At 60.9% G+C, this 14,535-nt stretch carries 19 protein-coding genes; 10 read left to right on the top strand and 9 right to left on the bottom strand.

Going from position 1 to position 14,535, the window contains the following annotated elements:
• The coding region (locus AB4120_RS20580; RefSeq protein ID WP_441592170.1) for an IS3 family transposase at positions 1-116 on the top strand (116 nt) is incomplete at its 5' end.
• A gap of 67 nt (positions 117-183) precedes the next feature.
• Here AB4120_RS20580 and AB4120_RS20575 read toward each other — a convergent pair.
• The 8 genes from AB4120_RS20575 to AB4120_RS20540 form a co-directional block, all read right to left on the bottom strand.
• The gene (locus AB4120_RS20575; protein WP_149135762.1) at positions 184-1,194 is read right to left on the bottom strand and encodes an inorganic phosphate transporter; all 1,011 of its coding nucleotides are present in this window, start codon (positions 1,192-1,194) and stop codon (positions 184-186) included.
• A gap of 13 nt (positions 1,195-1,207) precedes the next feature.
• On the bottom strand, positions 1,208-1,834 hold the full coding sequence (locus AB4120_RS20570) for a DUF47 domain-containing protein (RefSeq protein WP_092289447.1): 627 nt from the start codon (positions 1,832-1,834) through the stop codon (positions 1,208-1,210).
• Between the two features lie 159 nt (positions 1,835-1,993).
• A complete protein-coding gene (locus tag AB4120_RS20565; protein WP_149135761.1) occupies positions 1,994-3,385 on the bottom strand; it encodes a replicative DNA helicase in 1,392 nt (463 codons plus the stop codon).
• Positions 3,386-3,514: 129 nt separating this feature from the next.
• Positions 3,515-3,967 (bottom strand): 50S ribosomal protein L9, encoded by a 453-nt coding sequence (gene rplI, locus AB4120_RS20560; RefSeq protein WP_144200706.1) that lies wholly within the window; start codon positions 3,965-3,967, stop codon positions 3,515-3,517.
• Between the two features lie 30 nt (positions 3,968-3,997).
• Positions 3,998-4,276 carry a 30S ribosomal protein S18 gene (gene rpsR / locus AB4120_RS20555; RefSeq protein WP_006163606.1) on the bottom strand — a complete coding sequence of 93 codons (279 nt, stop codon included), beginning with the start codon at positions 4,274-4,276 and terminating at the stop codon, positions 3,998-4,000.
• Positions 4,277-4,279: 3 nt separating this feature from the next.
• Positions 4,280-4,579 carry a primosomal replication protein N gene (gene priB, locus AB4120_RS20550; RefSeq protein WP_149135760.1) on the bottom strand — a complete coding sequence of 100 codons (300 nt, stop codon included), beginning with the start codon at positions 4,577-4,579 and terminating at the stop codon, positions 4,280-4,282.
• A gap of 77 nt (positions 4,580-4,656) precedes the next feature.
• Positions 4,657-5,031 (bottom strand): 30S ribosomal protein S6, encoded by a 375-nt coding sequence (gene rpsF / locus AB4120_RS20545; protein ID WP_061958219.1) that lies wholly within the window; start codon positions 5,029-5,031, stop codon positions 4,657-4,659.
• Positions 5,032-5,158: 127 nt separating this feature from the next.
• Positions 5,159-6,160, bottom strand: a complete 1,002-nt coding sequence (locus tag AB4120_RS20540) for an asparaginase (protein ID WP_149135759.1) — start codon at positions 6,158-6,160, stop codon at positions 5,159-5,161.
• A 231-nt stretch (positions 6,161-6,391) separates the two neighbouring features.
• Between AB4120_RS20540 and lexA the strand changes: the two genes are divergently transcribed.
• Both lexA and AB4120_RS20530 read left to right on the top strand, forming a co-directional pair.
• Complete coding sequence (lexA, locus tag AB4120_RS20535) at positions 6,392-7,048, top strand: transcriptional repressor LexA (RefSeq protein ID WP_144200710.1); 657 nt, start codon at positions 6,392-6,394, stop codon at positions 7,046-7,048.
• Positions 7,049-7,169: 121 nt separating this feature from the next.
• Positions 7,170-7,343: a hypothetical protein gene (locus AB4120_RS20530; RefSeq protein ID WP_186296933.1), complete on the top strand. Its 174-nt coding sequence runs from the start codon at positions 7,170-7,172 to the stop codon at positions 7,341-7,343.
• Between the two features lie 221 nt (positions 7,344-7,564).
• Here AB4120_RS20530 and AB4120_RS20525 read toward each other — a convergent pair whose 3' ends face one another.
• On the bottom strand, positions 7,565-8,299 hold the full coding sequence (locus tag AB4120_RS20525) for a hypothetical protein (RefSeq protein ID WP_149135758.1): 735 nt from the start codon (positions 8,297-8,299) through the stop codon (positions 7,565-7,567).
• Positions 8,300-8,536: 237 nt separating this feature from the next.
• Between AB4120_RS20525 and AB4120_RS20520 the strand changes: the two genes are divergently transcribed.
• The 7 genes from AB4120_RS20520 (at position 8,537) to AB4120_RS20490 (ending at position 14,428) form a co-directional block, all read left to right on the top strand.
• On the top strand, positions 8,537-9,691 hold the full coding sequence (locus AB4120_RS20520; protein WP_149135757.1) for a hypothetical protein: 1,155 nt from the start codon (positions 8,537-8,539) through the stop codon (positions 9,689-9,691).
• 727 nt (positions 9,692-10,418) lie between these two features.
• Positions 10,419-10,931 (top strand): helix-turn-helix domain-containing protein, encoded by a 513-nt coding sequence (locus AB4120_RS20515; protein ID WP_441642769.1) that lies wholly within the window; start codon positions 10,419-10,421, stop codon positions 10,929-10,931.
• Positions 10,932-11,776: 845 nt separating this feature from the next.
• Positions 11,777-12,517, top strand: coding sequence for an SOS response-associated peptidase (locus AB4120_RS20510; RefSeq protein WP_441642768.1), 741 nt, complete (start codon positions 11,777-11,779; stop codon positions 12,515-12,517).
• Between the two features lie 204 nt (positions 12,518-12,721).
• Complete coding sequence (locus AB4120_RS20505; RefSeq protein ID WP_441642767.1) at positions 12,722-12,979, top strand: type II toxin-antitoxin system RelE family toxin; 258 nt, start codon at positions 12,722-12,724, stop codon at positions 12,977-12,979.
• 61 nt (positions 12,980-13,040) lie between these two features.
• Positions 13,041-13,373, top strand: a complete 333-nt coding sequence (locus AB4120_RS20500; RefSeq protein ID WP_441642766.1) for a helix-turn-helix domain-containing protein — start codon at positions 13,041-13,043, stop codon at positions 13,371-13,373.
• 343 nt (positions 13,374-13,716) lie between these two features.
• Positions 13,717-13,941: a DUF2188 domain-containing protein gene (locus AB4120_RS20495; RefSeq protein ID WP_441642765.1), complete on the top strand. Its 225-nt coding sequence runs from the start codon at positions 13,717-13,719 to the stop codon at positions 13,939-13,941.
• A 265-nt stretch (positions 13,942-14,206) separates the two neighbouring features.
• Entirely contained in the window at positions 14,207-14,428 is a 222-nt protein-coding gene (locus tag AB4120_RS20490) for a hypothetical protein (protein ID WP_441642764.1), read from the top strand.
• Positions 14,429-14,535: the final 107 nt, after the last annotated feature.

The following is a 14,535-nucleotide window of genomic DNA, read 5'->3' as shown; positions in this document are numbered from 1 at the left end:
AGCAACTGCAGGATGGACTGCGCCAATACATTCACTACTACAATCATGACCGCATCAAGCTCAAACTAAAAGGGCTGAGTCCCGTGCAATACAGGACTCAGCCCTTTCCGGCCTAGCCATCAACCGTCCAACTTCTGGGGGTCAGTTCACGATGCCTGGCTTTCTTAATTCTGCACGATCCGGTCAGAGGATGTGCCGCCCGATCCACCATGCGATGGCGGCCATGAACGCCGATGCCGGAATGGTCAGCACCCACGCCCAGACGATGTTACCCGCCACACCCCAGCGAACGGCCGACATCTTCTGCGCCGAACCCACGCCAACGATGGCGCCGGTAATCGTGTGCGTCGTCGACACCGGCACGCCCAGCGCCGAGGCAATGAACAGCGTAATCGCCCCGCCAGTCTCCGCGCAGAACCCACCAACCGGCTTCAGCTTGGTGATCTTCTGGCCCATGGTCCGGACGATGCGCCAGCCGCCGAACAGCGTGCCCATGCCAATGGCCACGTAGCAGCTCACGATTACCCAGGTCGGCGGGCCCGAGGCCCCGGTGGCCACATGCCCGCTCGCGATCAGCAGCATCCAGATGATGCCGATGGTCTTCTGCGCGTCGTTGCCACCGTGGCCAAGGCTGTAGAGCGATGCCGACACCAGCTGCAGGCGCCGGAACCAGCGGTCCACGCGCGACGGCGGCGTGCGGAAGAACGTCCAGCCCACCACCACCATCATCAGCGAGCCCAGCACAAAGCCGAGCAGCGGCGAAATCAGGATGAAGGCCACGGTCTTGATCAGGCCGTTGCCAACCAGCGCGCCGGTACCCGCCTTGGCCACCGCAGCCCCGACCAGCCCGCCGATCAGCGCGTGCGACGACGACGACGGAATGCCGTAGAACCACGTGATGACGTTCCACGCGATGGCGCCGACCAGCGCGCCGAAGATGACGTAGTGATCGACGATATTGACGTCAATCGTGCCGGTGCCCACGGTGGCGGCCACCTTCAGATGGAACACGAAGATCGCGACCACGTTGCACATGGCGGCCATTGCCACCGCGTGGTGCGGCTTCAGCACGCCCGTGGACACCACCGTGGCGATCGAGTTGGCCGCGTCGTGGAAGCCGTTCATGAAGTCGAACAGCAACGCGAGCACGACCAGCAGGCCGATCACCCACAAGCTCATTTGAATGGTTTGCATGCGAGTGCGCGCCTCAGGCGTTTTCCAGGACGATGCCTTCGATGATGTTGGCCACGTCCTCGCACTTGTCGGTAATGGTTTCCAACTGCTCGTAAATAGCCTTCAACTTGATCAGGCGCTTCACGTCGGTCTCTTCCCGGAACAGCTTCGACATGGCCGAGCGCATCACGCGGTCCGCCTCGGACTCGAGCTGGTCGATCTGCTGCGCGGTCTTCAGGATCGTGCTGGCATTGCCCATATCCTCGAGCAGCCCCACGGCGATCTTCACCTGGTCGCAGCACTGCACGCAGATGGTGGCCAGGCGGCGCGCCTCGTCGGTCAGGCTGGTCACGTCGTAGAGCGAGATCGTCTCGGCCACGTCTTCCATCAGGTCCAGGATGTCATCCATGGTCGTGATGAGCTTGTGGATCTCGTCGCGGTCCAGCGGCGTGATGAAAGTCTTGTGCAGCAGATCGATCGTGTCGTGCGTGATGCGGTCTGCCTTTTTCTCGGTGGCCTGCACGCGCCGGGCATGCGCTTCGGCGTTGGGCAGGTCGTTGACGAGGGCTTCCAGCTCGTGGGCGGCGGTCACCGCGCAATCGGCGTGCTGGTTGAAGTATTCGAAGAACTTGCCCTCGGTGGGCATGAATCGGCCGAACATGAAATGTCCTTGTGGCGCGCTCGCTGGCGCGTCAGGTTGTGTGGCAAAGGGGAGCCCGGCACGCGCCGGCGCAGATTGCACGACAGCCGCGCTGGGCGGCTGTCATCAAAGCGCAATATTTTACAGGGTTACGGCCCGGTCAGGGGTCGCCGTGTGGGATCAGGTGTCGTTGTCAAAGAACGCCGGGCCACCGCTGAAGTTGTCGAACTTCGTGAATTGACCCAGGAACGTGAGCCGAACGGTGCCGATCGGCCCGTTACGCTGCTTACCGATGATGATTTCCGACGTACCCTTGTCCTGCGAATCGGGGTTATAGACTTCGTCGCGATAAATGAACAGGATCACGTCGGCATCCTGCTCGATAGCGCCCGATTCACGCAGGTCGGACATCACCGGACGCTTGTTCGGACGCTGTTCCAGGCTTCGGTTCAGCTGCGACAGTGCGATCACCGGGCAGTTGAGTTCCTTGGCAAGGCCCTTCAGCGAACGGGAAATCTCGGAAATCTCGGTCGCGCGGTTTTCGCCGCCGCCCGAGCCGGACATCAGCTGGAGGTAATCGATAATGATCAGGCCGAGCTGCCCGCACTGGCGCGCCAGACGGCGCGAGCGCGCCCGCAGTTCCATCGGGTTCAGTGCCGGCGTTTCATCGATAAACAGCTGCGCATCGTTCATGCGCTGGATGGCATGGGTCAGGCGCGGCCAGTCCTCGTCCAGCAGGCGGCCGGTACGCAGCCGGTGCTGGTCCAGCCGGCCTACCGAGCCCAGCATACGCATGGCCAGCTGCACGCCCGCCATTTCCATCGAGAACACAGCCACGGGCAGACCCTGCTCCACAGCCACATGTTCGCCGATGTTCAGCGAAAATGCTGTCTTACCCATCGACGGACGGCCCGCCACGATGATCAGGTCACCGGCCTGCATGCCGCTGGTCATTTTGTCCAGGTCAATAAAGCCAGTGGGCACGCCGGTCACGTCAGTGGCGGTATCGCGGTGGTACAACTCATCGATCCGCTCCACCACCTGCGTCAGCAGCGGTTGGATTTCCTGGAAGCCTTTCTGGCCCCGCGAGCCCTCTTCGGCAATCGCAAAAACCTTGGATTCTGCCTCATCAAGCAGTTCACGGACCTCGCGGCCCTTTGGCGCGAAGGCGGCCGAGGCGATGTCGTCCGCCACCGTGACCAGCTTGCGCAGCACCGAGCGCTCGCGCACGATTTCCGCGTAGCGGCGGATATTCGCCGCGCTCGGCGTGTTCTGCGCCAGGGAGTTCAGGTAGGCCAGCCCACCCACCTCCTCGGCCTTGCCGGCCACCTGGAGCATTTCGTACACCGTGATCACGTCCGCCGGCTTGGTGGCGGAGATCAGGCGGGCAATGCTCTGGAAGATGAGGCGGTGATCGAAGCGGTAGAAGTCCGATTCGGAGAGGAAGTCGGCAATACGGTCCCAGGCGGCGTTATCCAGCAGCAGACCGCCGAGTACCGATTGCTCGGCCTCGATGGAGTGCGGGGGAACCTTGAGACTGTCTAGTTGGGGATCGGCGGCGGGCGCATTCATGGGGTGGGATTATAGCGGCGCCGGACCCGGCCCAAGGGCGCGGCGGCAATAAAAAAGGCAGGAGCGCGGCTCCTGCCTTCTTGTGCATCGGACACACCGGCCGGGGCCGGCGCATCGATACGGTGCTGCTTAGACGTGCTCGCCCAGGACGGACACGGTCACGTCCACCACCACGTCGGTGTGCAGCGCAACGCTGACCGGGTGGTCGCCAACGATCTTCAGCGGGCCGTTCGGCAGACGCACTTGGGCCTTCTCGACCTTGAAGCCTTGGGTTTCCAGGGCTTCGGCGATGTCGGCGTTGGTCACCGAACCGAACAGGCGGCCGTCCACACCCGACTTCTGGGTGATCTGGAGGGTCAGGCCGTTCAGCTTCTCGCCTTCGCCTTGGGCGGCGGCCAGCTTCTCGGCGGCGGCCTTTTCCAGCTCGGCGCGCTTCACTTCGAACTCGGCGATCGCGGTTTGCGTGGCGCGACGCGCCTTCTTCGACGGGATCAGGAAGTTACGAGCGTAACCGTCCTTCACGCGAACGATGTCGCCCAGGTTGCCCAGGTTGATGACTTTTTCCAGCAGAATGACTTGCATCGTGTATTTCTCCTTGCGGTCCTGGGACTATCAGTTCTTGTGCAGGTCGGTGTACGGCATCAGCGCCAGGAAGCGGGCGCGCTTGATGGCCGTATCCAGCTGACGCTGATAGTGAGCCTTGGTACCGGTCAGACGAGCCGGCGTGATCTTGCCGTTATCGCCGATGAAGTCCTTCAGGGTGTCCAGATCCTTGTAGTCGATCTGTTCCACGCCAGCCACGGTGAAGCGGCAGAAGCGCTTGCGCTTGAACAGCGGGTTCTGTTGCTGGAAGCGCTTCTTGTTCTTGTTGTCACGTTTGACGAATGCCATGATTCAATCCTTTACGAATGCTTTACATCCAGTGATGTGAAAGACGAGTGCCTTGCTGTTGCGGTGCCTGCGGGCGAGGAATCCTTCGCAGTCGAGCAGCGTGCCGAGCGGTAACCGCTCCAGACGCTGGCCGACGGGACCAATCCCCATCGCCGCGAGGGCGAATTCCACCTGCCGGGGCGTTTCCGCCTCCGTGACCTCGCCGACATGCTGCAGGATGCAGTTGACGACGGGCACGCCGGCCGGGGTGTAGCGCAGCGCATCGCGCTCCGCGAGGGTGGCGGTCAGCCTTAACTGGTTCACCGCTGTGCTCCCCCGCTCTCGCTACCTGGCCTGCCGTGGTGGATTTCGCCTGCCACGACCGGCACCGCAGACTGCATTCAGGCAGCCTGGCCTTCCGTGGTCGTTTGCGCGGCCTTGCGGGCTTCTTCGCGCTGCACTTCCTTCATCATCGGCGAAGGAGCGGTCTCGGCCTTCTTGGTCTGCACGATCAGGTGACGCAGCACGGCGTCATTGAACTTGAAGGCGTGCTCGAGTTCGGCCAGGGTGTCCTTGCCGCATTCGATGTTCAGGCAAACGTAGTGAGCCTTGGCCAGCTTCTGGATCATGTAGGCCATCTGACGGCGGCCCCAGTCTTCCACGCGGTGAACCTGGCCGTTTTGCGACGTGACGAGCTGCTTGTAACGCTCGATCATCGCCGGCACTTGTTCGCTTTGGTCCGGATGGACGATAAATACGATTTCGTAATGACGCATTGACGCTCCTTTTGGATGTAGCCACCCGGGCGCCATGTCCGGTGTGGCAAGGTTGAATAGCCCGCGAGTATAGCCCGGTTCCGGGCCAGCACGCAAGCCGCCATCCCGGCCGCACGGCGGGAATCCCTCAGTATTGTCGGAAAACGGCTTGCAGGCGAGTCGGATCAGAGCCAAGCGACGCATCCGCCGCCAGCGCCAGCAGCAGCAGCACACGCGCCTTGTAGGGATTGAGATTGCCGGCAGAGGCGAATTCGCCCGAGGTCGGGCGCGGGCGTCCCGGCCCCGCCACATGGCCGGCGCCCGTGCGCGAGCTTCGCACCACGGCCACCCCCTGTGCGGCCGCATCGGCCAGCGCGTCGCCCAGCGTCTCATGGACCGAGCCATTGCCGGTAGCCGCCACCACAAACCCCTTCACGCCGGCCGAGACCATCGCATCCACGGCCACCCTGCCCGGCTGGGCATAGCTCGCCACGATCTCGACCAGCGGCCACGCTGCGGGCACGGGCAGCGCAGGCGCATCATTGGGGACCAGTGCACGCGTGAAGCGCACGTAGGCATCCTGCACGAAGCCGATCGGACCGCCCGCCGGCGACGTGAACGCATCCACCGCCGAGGTATGACCCTTGGCGACATCGCGCGCCGCATGAATCTCCTGGTTCAGCACCACGAGTACACCCTGCCCGCGCGCCTCCGGGCTTGCCGCCACGCGCACCGCGTCAAGCAAATTCAGCGGACCATCGGCTGAGAGCGACGTGGAGGGGCGCATTGCCGCAGTCAGCACCACCGGCACCGAACCCCGGTGCGTCAGGTGCAGGAACATCGCCGTTTCTTCAAGCGTGTCCGTGCCGTGCGTGATGACCACGCCCGCCACATCGGGCTGCGCACTCCAGTGCTCCACGCGCGCAGCGAGCGTCACCCACAGGCTGAAGGCCATGTCCTTGCTGTCGATCTGGGCCACCTGCTCCGTCTCCACGCGAGCCACCTCGCCCAGCGCGGGCACGGCCTGGACGAGTGACGAGACCGGCACGGTCGCCGCCCGGTACTGCGCAGTGCTGGCGGAACTGCCGGATGAGCCGGCGATGGTGCCGCCGGTGGCGAGCACGACGATACGGGGCAGTGACGTAGACATATAGCGAGAAAATCGAGGGAAATGAGCGCGGGGTCCGGGCGATTGTAACTGTGGCGCGCCTGACGCCGCGCCTCTCGCAAACCCGTGTCGCCGGGCGCACTGGCGCTGCAACGGTGTCGCGCATGCCCGACATCGTCACTGCAAATTGTGCTTGCACTTCACTCGATACTGTATAAAATCACAGCATACTGTTTAAACATACAGTGCTTCGGCACGAGAGATCGGCGACACATGGCGACCCTGACACCCCGGCAGCAGCAGATCTTCGACCTGATCCGCAACACGATCCGGCACACCGGCATTCCGCCCACCCGCGCGGAGATCGCGTCGGAATTCGGCTTCTCCTCGCCCAACTCTGCTGAGGAACACCTGCGGGCGCTGGCCCGCAAGGGTGTGATCGAACTGACGCCAGGGGCATCGCGCGGCATCCGGCTCAAGGTGGCACGCAGCGATTCGGAGATGCCGGACCAGTTTTCACTACCGATGGCCGGCGTGATGCAATTGACGCTGCCGCTCGTGGGCCGAGTGGCCGCAGGCAGCCCGATCCTTGCCGCTGAACACATCGACCGTCAATATCAGGTGGATGCCTCAGTATTTGATGATCGCCCTGATTATCTGCTGCGCGTGCGGGGCCTGAGCATGCGCGATGCCGGCATCCTCGACGGTGACCTGCTGGCCGTCAGGAAAGCCAGCGAAGCGGCCAACGGCAAGATCGTCGTCGCACGCATCGGCGACGACGTGACCGTCAAGCGCCTGAAGCGGCGCGGCGACATGATTGAGTTGATCGCCGAGAACCCAGATTTCGAGAATATCGTGGTGCAGGCCGGCCGCGAGGAATTTTCCCTGGAAGGCATCGCCGTTGGGCTGATCCGCTCCTCGGGCTTCTGATTTCCAAGACCTGGCAGGCGGCCGCCTGCCCTGGTCCCCCAGATTTGCATTGCCAACGCCGCCCCGTTCTCTCCAGATAACGGGCGCGGACTCCTGCTGTCGCAAACTTCGAGGTGCCGCCATGCTACAAGTCAACCACACCGCTTCCCGCCGCCCGGTCAAGCCCGTGCCGTTCCGCCAAACCAAGGGCGTGCGCGTCTACCAGGGCGCCCAGCGTCGTACGATGGTCGGCAGCATGGCCGCGATCTGCCGGATGCTGGAGCTTGCGGATATGCCCGGCAAGCTGGACGCATAAACCGCGAGCGGCGGATCCGCGCCGCAAGGGAACATTGTAAATAGTGCAGTTGCGAGCCCACCACGTGAAATTAAGAGCACGCTTAATTTGGCTGGGAAGGTGCTTTACACTCGATGGCGCGCACCCGTAGTCCTGGCGCATTGGCGCCGATGCGCGAAACCGGAACTTGTCGACCCGCCGAGTGCCGGTTTTTTTTCGCCTCACGACCGGGGTCGGGCTAATCAACCCGGATACATGCCGGTCATGTTCTTGCGCAGACGATCCCACAGCATGCGCGCGCGCCGTACGGTCGCGCTCAGACCCGCCGAATAGCCGGGATCGTAATAGTGAATCAGCAACGACCGGCGCTCGCCAACTTCCACATCCAGATTGGCATGCTGGAGCACAAAGCCGTTGAAGACATAGACGCTACCCGGCTCCACCGGCACGCGATTGCAGCGGCCACGCCGCAGATCGCGAAGTGTCAGCCATTTTCTGAACGGGAACGGCAGATTGCGCTGAATACCATGGCGAAGCTTGCAGAAAACATTGCTCATCGTGGACACCGCCACGCGCGGCGGGTGATAAATCAGCAGATCGCCGTTGCAAACGCCATCGGGAGCGAGCTTCAACGGAATCAGCAGCGTCAGCAGATGCGAATCGTAGTGGCGGCAATGGCTCTCGTTGCGCGTTGACGTGCTGGCACAGCGAATCACGTGAAATGCGTCCCAGCGCAGCGACTTCTTCAGGAGCGTGGCGCCCATGGCCCGGGTCTCCGCACACACCATCTCTTCCAGCTTGCGGAAGGCTTCATTGCGGCGCAATAACTCAGCCATCGCGAATGGCTCGGCACGCTCAGGCTGTTCGCCGAAAGATCGATCGATGGCCGCATTTATCTCAGCCAAGGCCGGCATCGGGATCACACCAGCGAATGCCGCCAGTGCGACATCAGGGTTGAATCGAATTCGCTCCGCCACAGTATGACCTCGCGCTTCGTGTAGGAAATTGCCTAGATGATATGGATTAGACCATTTGGCCCGTCGTGAAGCGTAGCGAAAATCATTCTCGAAAACCTGTCGTTATGTGTGCTGGCGCACACGATCCGGGAACAAAGTTAACAATACACACGCCCCGACGGTTTTCCGGCACATGAACCGATCAGCGATTATTCTTTTGTTGAAGAATCGACGGGTACTGGCTACGTAAGGAAAGCAATGAGCACAAGGCTGGCGGCATGGTTCATGGTCGTCGCTGCACTGATTTCGGGGCCGGGGCTCGCTGCCGAATTCGGCAGCAAGGGCGGCCCCGAGCCTGCCAATATCGATCAAATTACTGCCCTTCTTCACGAAACCCCCTACGACCTGGAACTGCTGATCAGCTTCGGGACATCGAAAGGCGGATCGGCGGGCCATATCGCCCTGGGTGTCCGTGACGACGCGCTAGGCGATGACATCGTCTACTCGGCAAACTTCTACGCCGACCGCTCGCCCAAACACGAGAATGACTTTTACACCGCCGATCTGATGGCCGGCATCCCTAAGAAGGAATATCTGTTCAAGACGGCTTCCTCCATCGCGGAAACGACGATGTTCGGCCTCGACTATGGCGAGATTTACAAGCGGTCAGTGATTGGTGTGCGGGTCTTCGGCGTGCCCAGTCGGGAAAAGCACTCGCTGGTCGATTACTTCCGCCGCATCAATGACGATTACCATCGACGGGCAACGAGCACCGAATATCACAGCGGCACGATCCAGTACGATTATTTGCGCCTGAACTGCGCCAAAACTATCGGTGCCGCATTCAAGTACGGTGCCGGCTACAAGGATCTGGCGATAAAGAGTCCCAGAGTCCTGTCCGGGCGGCGCGTGGTAGCAGCCGCGACCGCGAACATTCCCACGGAGATGGCGATGAAGCTAATCAAGGAATGGGGCAAGCGGGGCTACGGCATGGACGTGGTGCTGTACAAAAAGTACAGCAACTCCACCTATGTGGAACCTCGTGAAGAGGAGAAAGTGGCATTCAAGGACCTGCCCAACCGCTTCCCCTCCGTCCTGTCCCTCGATTTCCGCAGGGAACAAGGCGCCTATCGCGACTTCGACAATCTTTATGCCATGTACCTGTTCTACAACCTGGGCCGGTTCAGCGTGCGCGTGAACGAGCAGACGCTGCTGCTGGAGATCGAGAAGGACAAGGAACCGACGCCCTATCGGCAAGCCGCTGAACTGGCCAAGACCAGCGCCAAATCGGACAGCGAGAAGTTCCGCCGTCATGCCGTCTTTGACCCGCTCGGCACAAAGATCGGCGAGACGCCGGACAACACCCATCTCTACAATTTTCCGGAGGAGAAGCAAGGTGGCACTTCGCCCTAAGCCTGGCCAACTGACAACACGCGCGTAGAAAAGCAAAACGGCCACTTGAGAAATGGCCGTTTTGTTAAGCAATTTGGGGTGGCTGATGGGACTCGAACCCACGACGACAGGAATCACAATCTGATGCCTCAAGCCATGCGCAGCGTGGCTTTGCGGGGAGCTCGTGGGAATACCGAAGGTCCAAAACAAACGGGATTTTTCGTGTTTTTCGGTGAGTATTCCCACGAGATAGGCGCCGCGATACCGTGGTACCCGGTGGGCCGCCAGGCCCGCCGTCTTCGATTCCGCATCGGCGCCCCCGTCCCCTGACCTACCGTGCCACGGCCGGGTCGTGAGGTTCCATATCCCACTTTAGACGGGAATGGCAGGCGTCACTCAACGGCCATAATGTCTTGATTCATCCAAGAATGAGACATAGCAATGGGGCAACCGGGGCGCTGGAATTTTCACCAGTACATCACTGAATCGTCCAGAGATGTGATTGAAAAGTGGTCAAAAGATCATGTTTCCGTGCGCGCCCGCGCTAGCATGGCGCGAGCCTTAGATCACCTTCGGGATCAGCCGAAAGCCGAGTGAGACCGACCGCACGCAAGCTCATTGGGCCATCACATTTATGTGATACGATTCAAAGACGAGAATAGAACTCAATTGCGTCTTTTCGGTCACTTCTACGATCCACATACGTGCTTCGTTTTTACGCTCGGTGGCACTGAAAAGGACGGTAAATATGACCCAAGCGATTACCTCAAACGTGCAAGTGACAGTCGGGACAAGTGTGCTTCTGACTTCACAAACAAGACAAAACCAGTATCAGGTCGTTGCGCCCCCTGCTCACACGGATCCGACAACATTCCGGCAAATACACTTCTCGACCACGGCACAACGTCTCTCGCTTCCAATGGAGTGGGATGAAGTTGAGTACCGTCAAGCGTATCTAGAAGAGTCGATCGAGCAAGGCGTTGCTTGGCAGATTCGCGCAAACCGGCAATGTAGAGGGATGAGTCAACGGCAGTTGGCGGATGCTATCGGTACCCAACAATCGGCGGTGTCACGACTGGAGGACCCCATGAGTGGGCTCCCAAATATTGAGACACTCATCAAAATTGCTCATGCTCTCGACTGCGCTTTGTCGGTCCGCTTCATTTCCTACCGCCAACTCGCCATCGAAAGCGAAGACCTGAGCCCGGAGGCGCTTTACGCTGCCCCTTACGGACCCCACAGCAAATTAATTAAAGAGTAAGTCATGCCAGGAAAATCAAACATCATGCCGTCGGGAACCCCTCACCTAGCGGCCCCGGAGATGTTCTACGCTGATCAAATCGCGCAAATGCAGATTGGCCCCTACGTAAGCAAATTGACGTTTGGATTGGACGATGGTGTGCCTAACGTAACTCCTAGGCCGTCTGTCACGGTAGTAATTCCGACCCAAGCACTCCTGCAAATGGCGCATACGGCCCACGATATTATCGGCGGAGACAAGATGCGCGACGCGCTCGAAGAACAGCATAAGAGTTTCAAGAGGGACATCGCTGCGATCCCAGGAAAATAGCCACTGGAGAAGGTTGCTGGCCAGCGACTCGAACCCCAGCAATTTGGACGCGGCCGTCATCAACAAGGGCGAGCAAGTACGACAGGCGATCCGATCCCAGACGACGTAGAAGGCGGCGGTGCAGGCGGCTGGAATCCAGTGGAGATGCAATACTGTATATTTATACAGTATATCCACCTATCATCATGGGCAACAGCAAGCTTGCGGCCAAGTGCCACCTGCGGTCCCCCGCATCTTCGGAAGTGCCTAACCAAGCGCACGGAATTCTGGGCCGCGTCCAAGGCGACTACATCGCCGCCGGCCTGGCCACGCTGCCACCGGCTACCGCTGACGCAACGGCCCACCATGAGGTGGAGATTGACGCCGGCCCCGCCGGCAAGGTCCGACTCTTCATTGAAAAGAAGCGCGTTCGCCACCACCGGCATTCTCACTATTTCTGGTCCGCGTATCGGGCGGAACCGGTCAGGCCTGACGACCCGGCCTGACGGGGCCGTTGCGTTACCGTCTGCCCTACCCCGCCGCCGCCGGAGAACCGCATGTGCGTCAACTACGCCCCAGTCCAGCGCCAGGTCCTGCGCGACATCTTCGGCGTCGAGCCGCCGGCGGGCGAATGGAAGGCCGAGGCGTGGCCAGACTACCCCGCCCCGATCATTCGAAGCGCTGAAACAGGGATCGTTAGAGACGGCGTCGATGTGGGCCGCGAGTGCGTGCTTGGGTCATTCAGCATGGTGCCGAAGGCCAAGATCGCACCGGGAGTGCGCTTCTTCCCAACAGCCAATGCACGGATGGAGACCATCGGCGCAAAAACCTCCTTCGCGAGGCACTGGAAGGCAGGGCAGCTCTGCTTAATACCAGCGACGGCGTTCTACGAGCCGAACTGGGAGACGGGAAAGGCAGTGCGATGGAAGATCAGCCTGCCGGGCGGCGAGCCTTTTGCCATTGCTGGCCTGTGGAGTGCTTGGCCCGATGGCACGGTGTCGTTCACCATGCCGACGCTCAATGCCGACGCTCACCCTCTGATGAAGCGCTTCCACAAACCCGGCGATGAAAAGCGCGGGATCGTAATCCTGCCACGCCCGCAATGGGACGACTGGCTATCATGCCGGGATCCAGAGGTAGCGCGCAGTTTTCTGCGGCTGTACCCCAGCGAGGCAATGGTGGCGGAGGCGGCGCCGGTATCCTTGGCCAATATGGCCCGCCTGGCCGTTGCTTATTACACGGCGGTTATTGAGGGGCTCGAGGCGGACGGCTGGGATAGAGACCACGAGTCTTCATAGAGGCACGTTGGGTCTTTGCTCACCTGACTGGCTCAGCGTGAGATGGCCGTAGTTCCGTCTCGCCCGATCGGTTCAAACGCTGCCCCCCCCTTTCACAATGCGCCCGCCGTTCTGGCGCCCGCTTACCACCTCCTCCCGCCAAAAAACCTAATATATCCCTATTTTTCTCTTGCTTAACACTATTTTTAACCTATAATACAACCCATGGACAACGCGATCCGATGGGCACCAAAGGCACTGAAGCAGGCGAGAAAGCTGGACAAGCCGACTCGAACCACGATAACCGAAGCGGTAGAGACACTGAAGGGGATGCCAGACACACGGAATGTCAAAGCGCTAACGAAACACCGGTACGGGTACCGCCTCAGAGCTGGAAACTACAGGGTGTTGTTTGACTGGGATGGCGAGATAAGGATCGTAGAAGTGCAGGAAGTGAAGATCCGAAACGAGGACACTTACTGAAAGATGGGCCGGCTGGAAACCGGCCCGTTTAGATAGCCCGCCTCAAGACAGAGGGACCAAGATGGAAAAATCTCAAAACATCCAGATCATCAATGACGCGGAAGGCCGCCCCGCCTTCGTGGTGATTCCGTACGCCGACTACCTCGCGAAACGTGACCAGGACAATGACCTGGTGCCACATGAGGTCGCCCGCCGCATGCTAGTCGATGACCTGTCTCCCGTTCGCGCCTGGCGAGAGCACCTGGACCTGACACAAAAAGAAGTGGCGGCCAGAATGGGCATCAGCCAGCCGGCCTATAACGAAATGGAGAACGGCGGCGGCAAGTTGCGCAAGGCCACCCGCGAGAAGATCGCCGCAGCACTCGGCATTACACCTGGACAGCTGGACGTCTAGTCGGACGCCCGCGCCCATGGCGATCCAATTCAGCCGGCCATGCGCCGGCTTTTCTCGCCCGATATTTGCCCCTTGGGCGTCTAGAGAGCCGGTTCGCCAATGATCAGCACGTCTCTTTTCTACTTCGCAAGCCGATTCTGACCTGCCAGAATCTCCTAACCCTTTCAGGCGATGTGGAAAATTCAGCGCCCGCCTATCGTTCAGATGCCGGCAACGGCATCCCTTTGCATCCTTGCGCCGCGCTCTCCCCCGGACCGCGGCGCCTTCTTTTTGTAGGACCCGGACGGATAGCGCGCGGGCACGCGGCAGCGTGAGACTGTCCTGACGAACTCAGGAGACAATCATGGCAGCGAACATCCACATAGTACCCACCGAGCGCAATGGCTGGGCAGTCGAGGTCGAGGGCACTGACGGCGCGACATCGCACTACCCGAGCCAAGAAGAAGCCATAGCCGCTGGCACCGAGAAGGCGAAGAACGACAAGGTGGAACTGATCATTCATGGCCGGGACGGCCAGATCCGCGAGCGGAATTCGTTCGGCCATGACCCGCGCGACGTTAAGGGCTAAGGCCCATGCCGCGCGCTTCGGCGACGGTCTGGCCCGATACTCTGCCGGCCGGCGCCGCGTGCTTGGCGGCTCGATCCGGAGGGCTCCCGATCAGCAAGTGCGGCGTGTGGGCCCGCGCAAGGCGGGCCAGGCCATGAAGTAGAAAGCGGGGATACCCGAGTTCAGCATCTGACGATCCAAAATCTTCTGGCCCTTTCGGGCGATTCGCGGGGCCGGCGAAGGGACTATCCTCGACGCGGCGGCGAACCGCTGCAAGGGGAAGACTATGAATGTCATCGAAGAGGTCGAGTGCATCTGCGGCACGACCGTGGAAATCTCGGAGTTCCACCTTGGACTGCGTGGCGAGACCGTTCCGACAAGGGCGCCCTGCCCGATGTGCGGCCGCACGCTGTATGAGGTGGACATCGACGGGATGGTGCTAGTGGAAGTCGTTCTAGATGCCATGAAGCGCCCCGGGGTGGTCCCGCCGGCGAGGCTCAAACGTTGACCTGAGCGACAGCTTTGGGCGCCCCGTCCCGTTCAATAGCCGCGGAACGGCTTGCTCCCCGAGTCCTCAATGGCAACTCGATCAAGCGGTAACTCAGCTCTGACACT

Origin of the sequence: Cupriavidus sp. 2KB_3, from assembly GCF_052115685.1 — a bacterium.
Lineage (GTDB): Bacteria > Pseudomonadota > Gammaproteobacteria > Burkholderiales > Burkholderiaceae > Cupriavidus > Cupriavidus campinensis.
The sequence above is the reverse complement of the archived record's forward strand: the minus strand, read 5'-3'. Positions and strand labels throughout refer to the sequence as shown.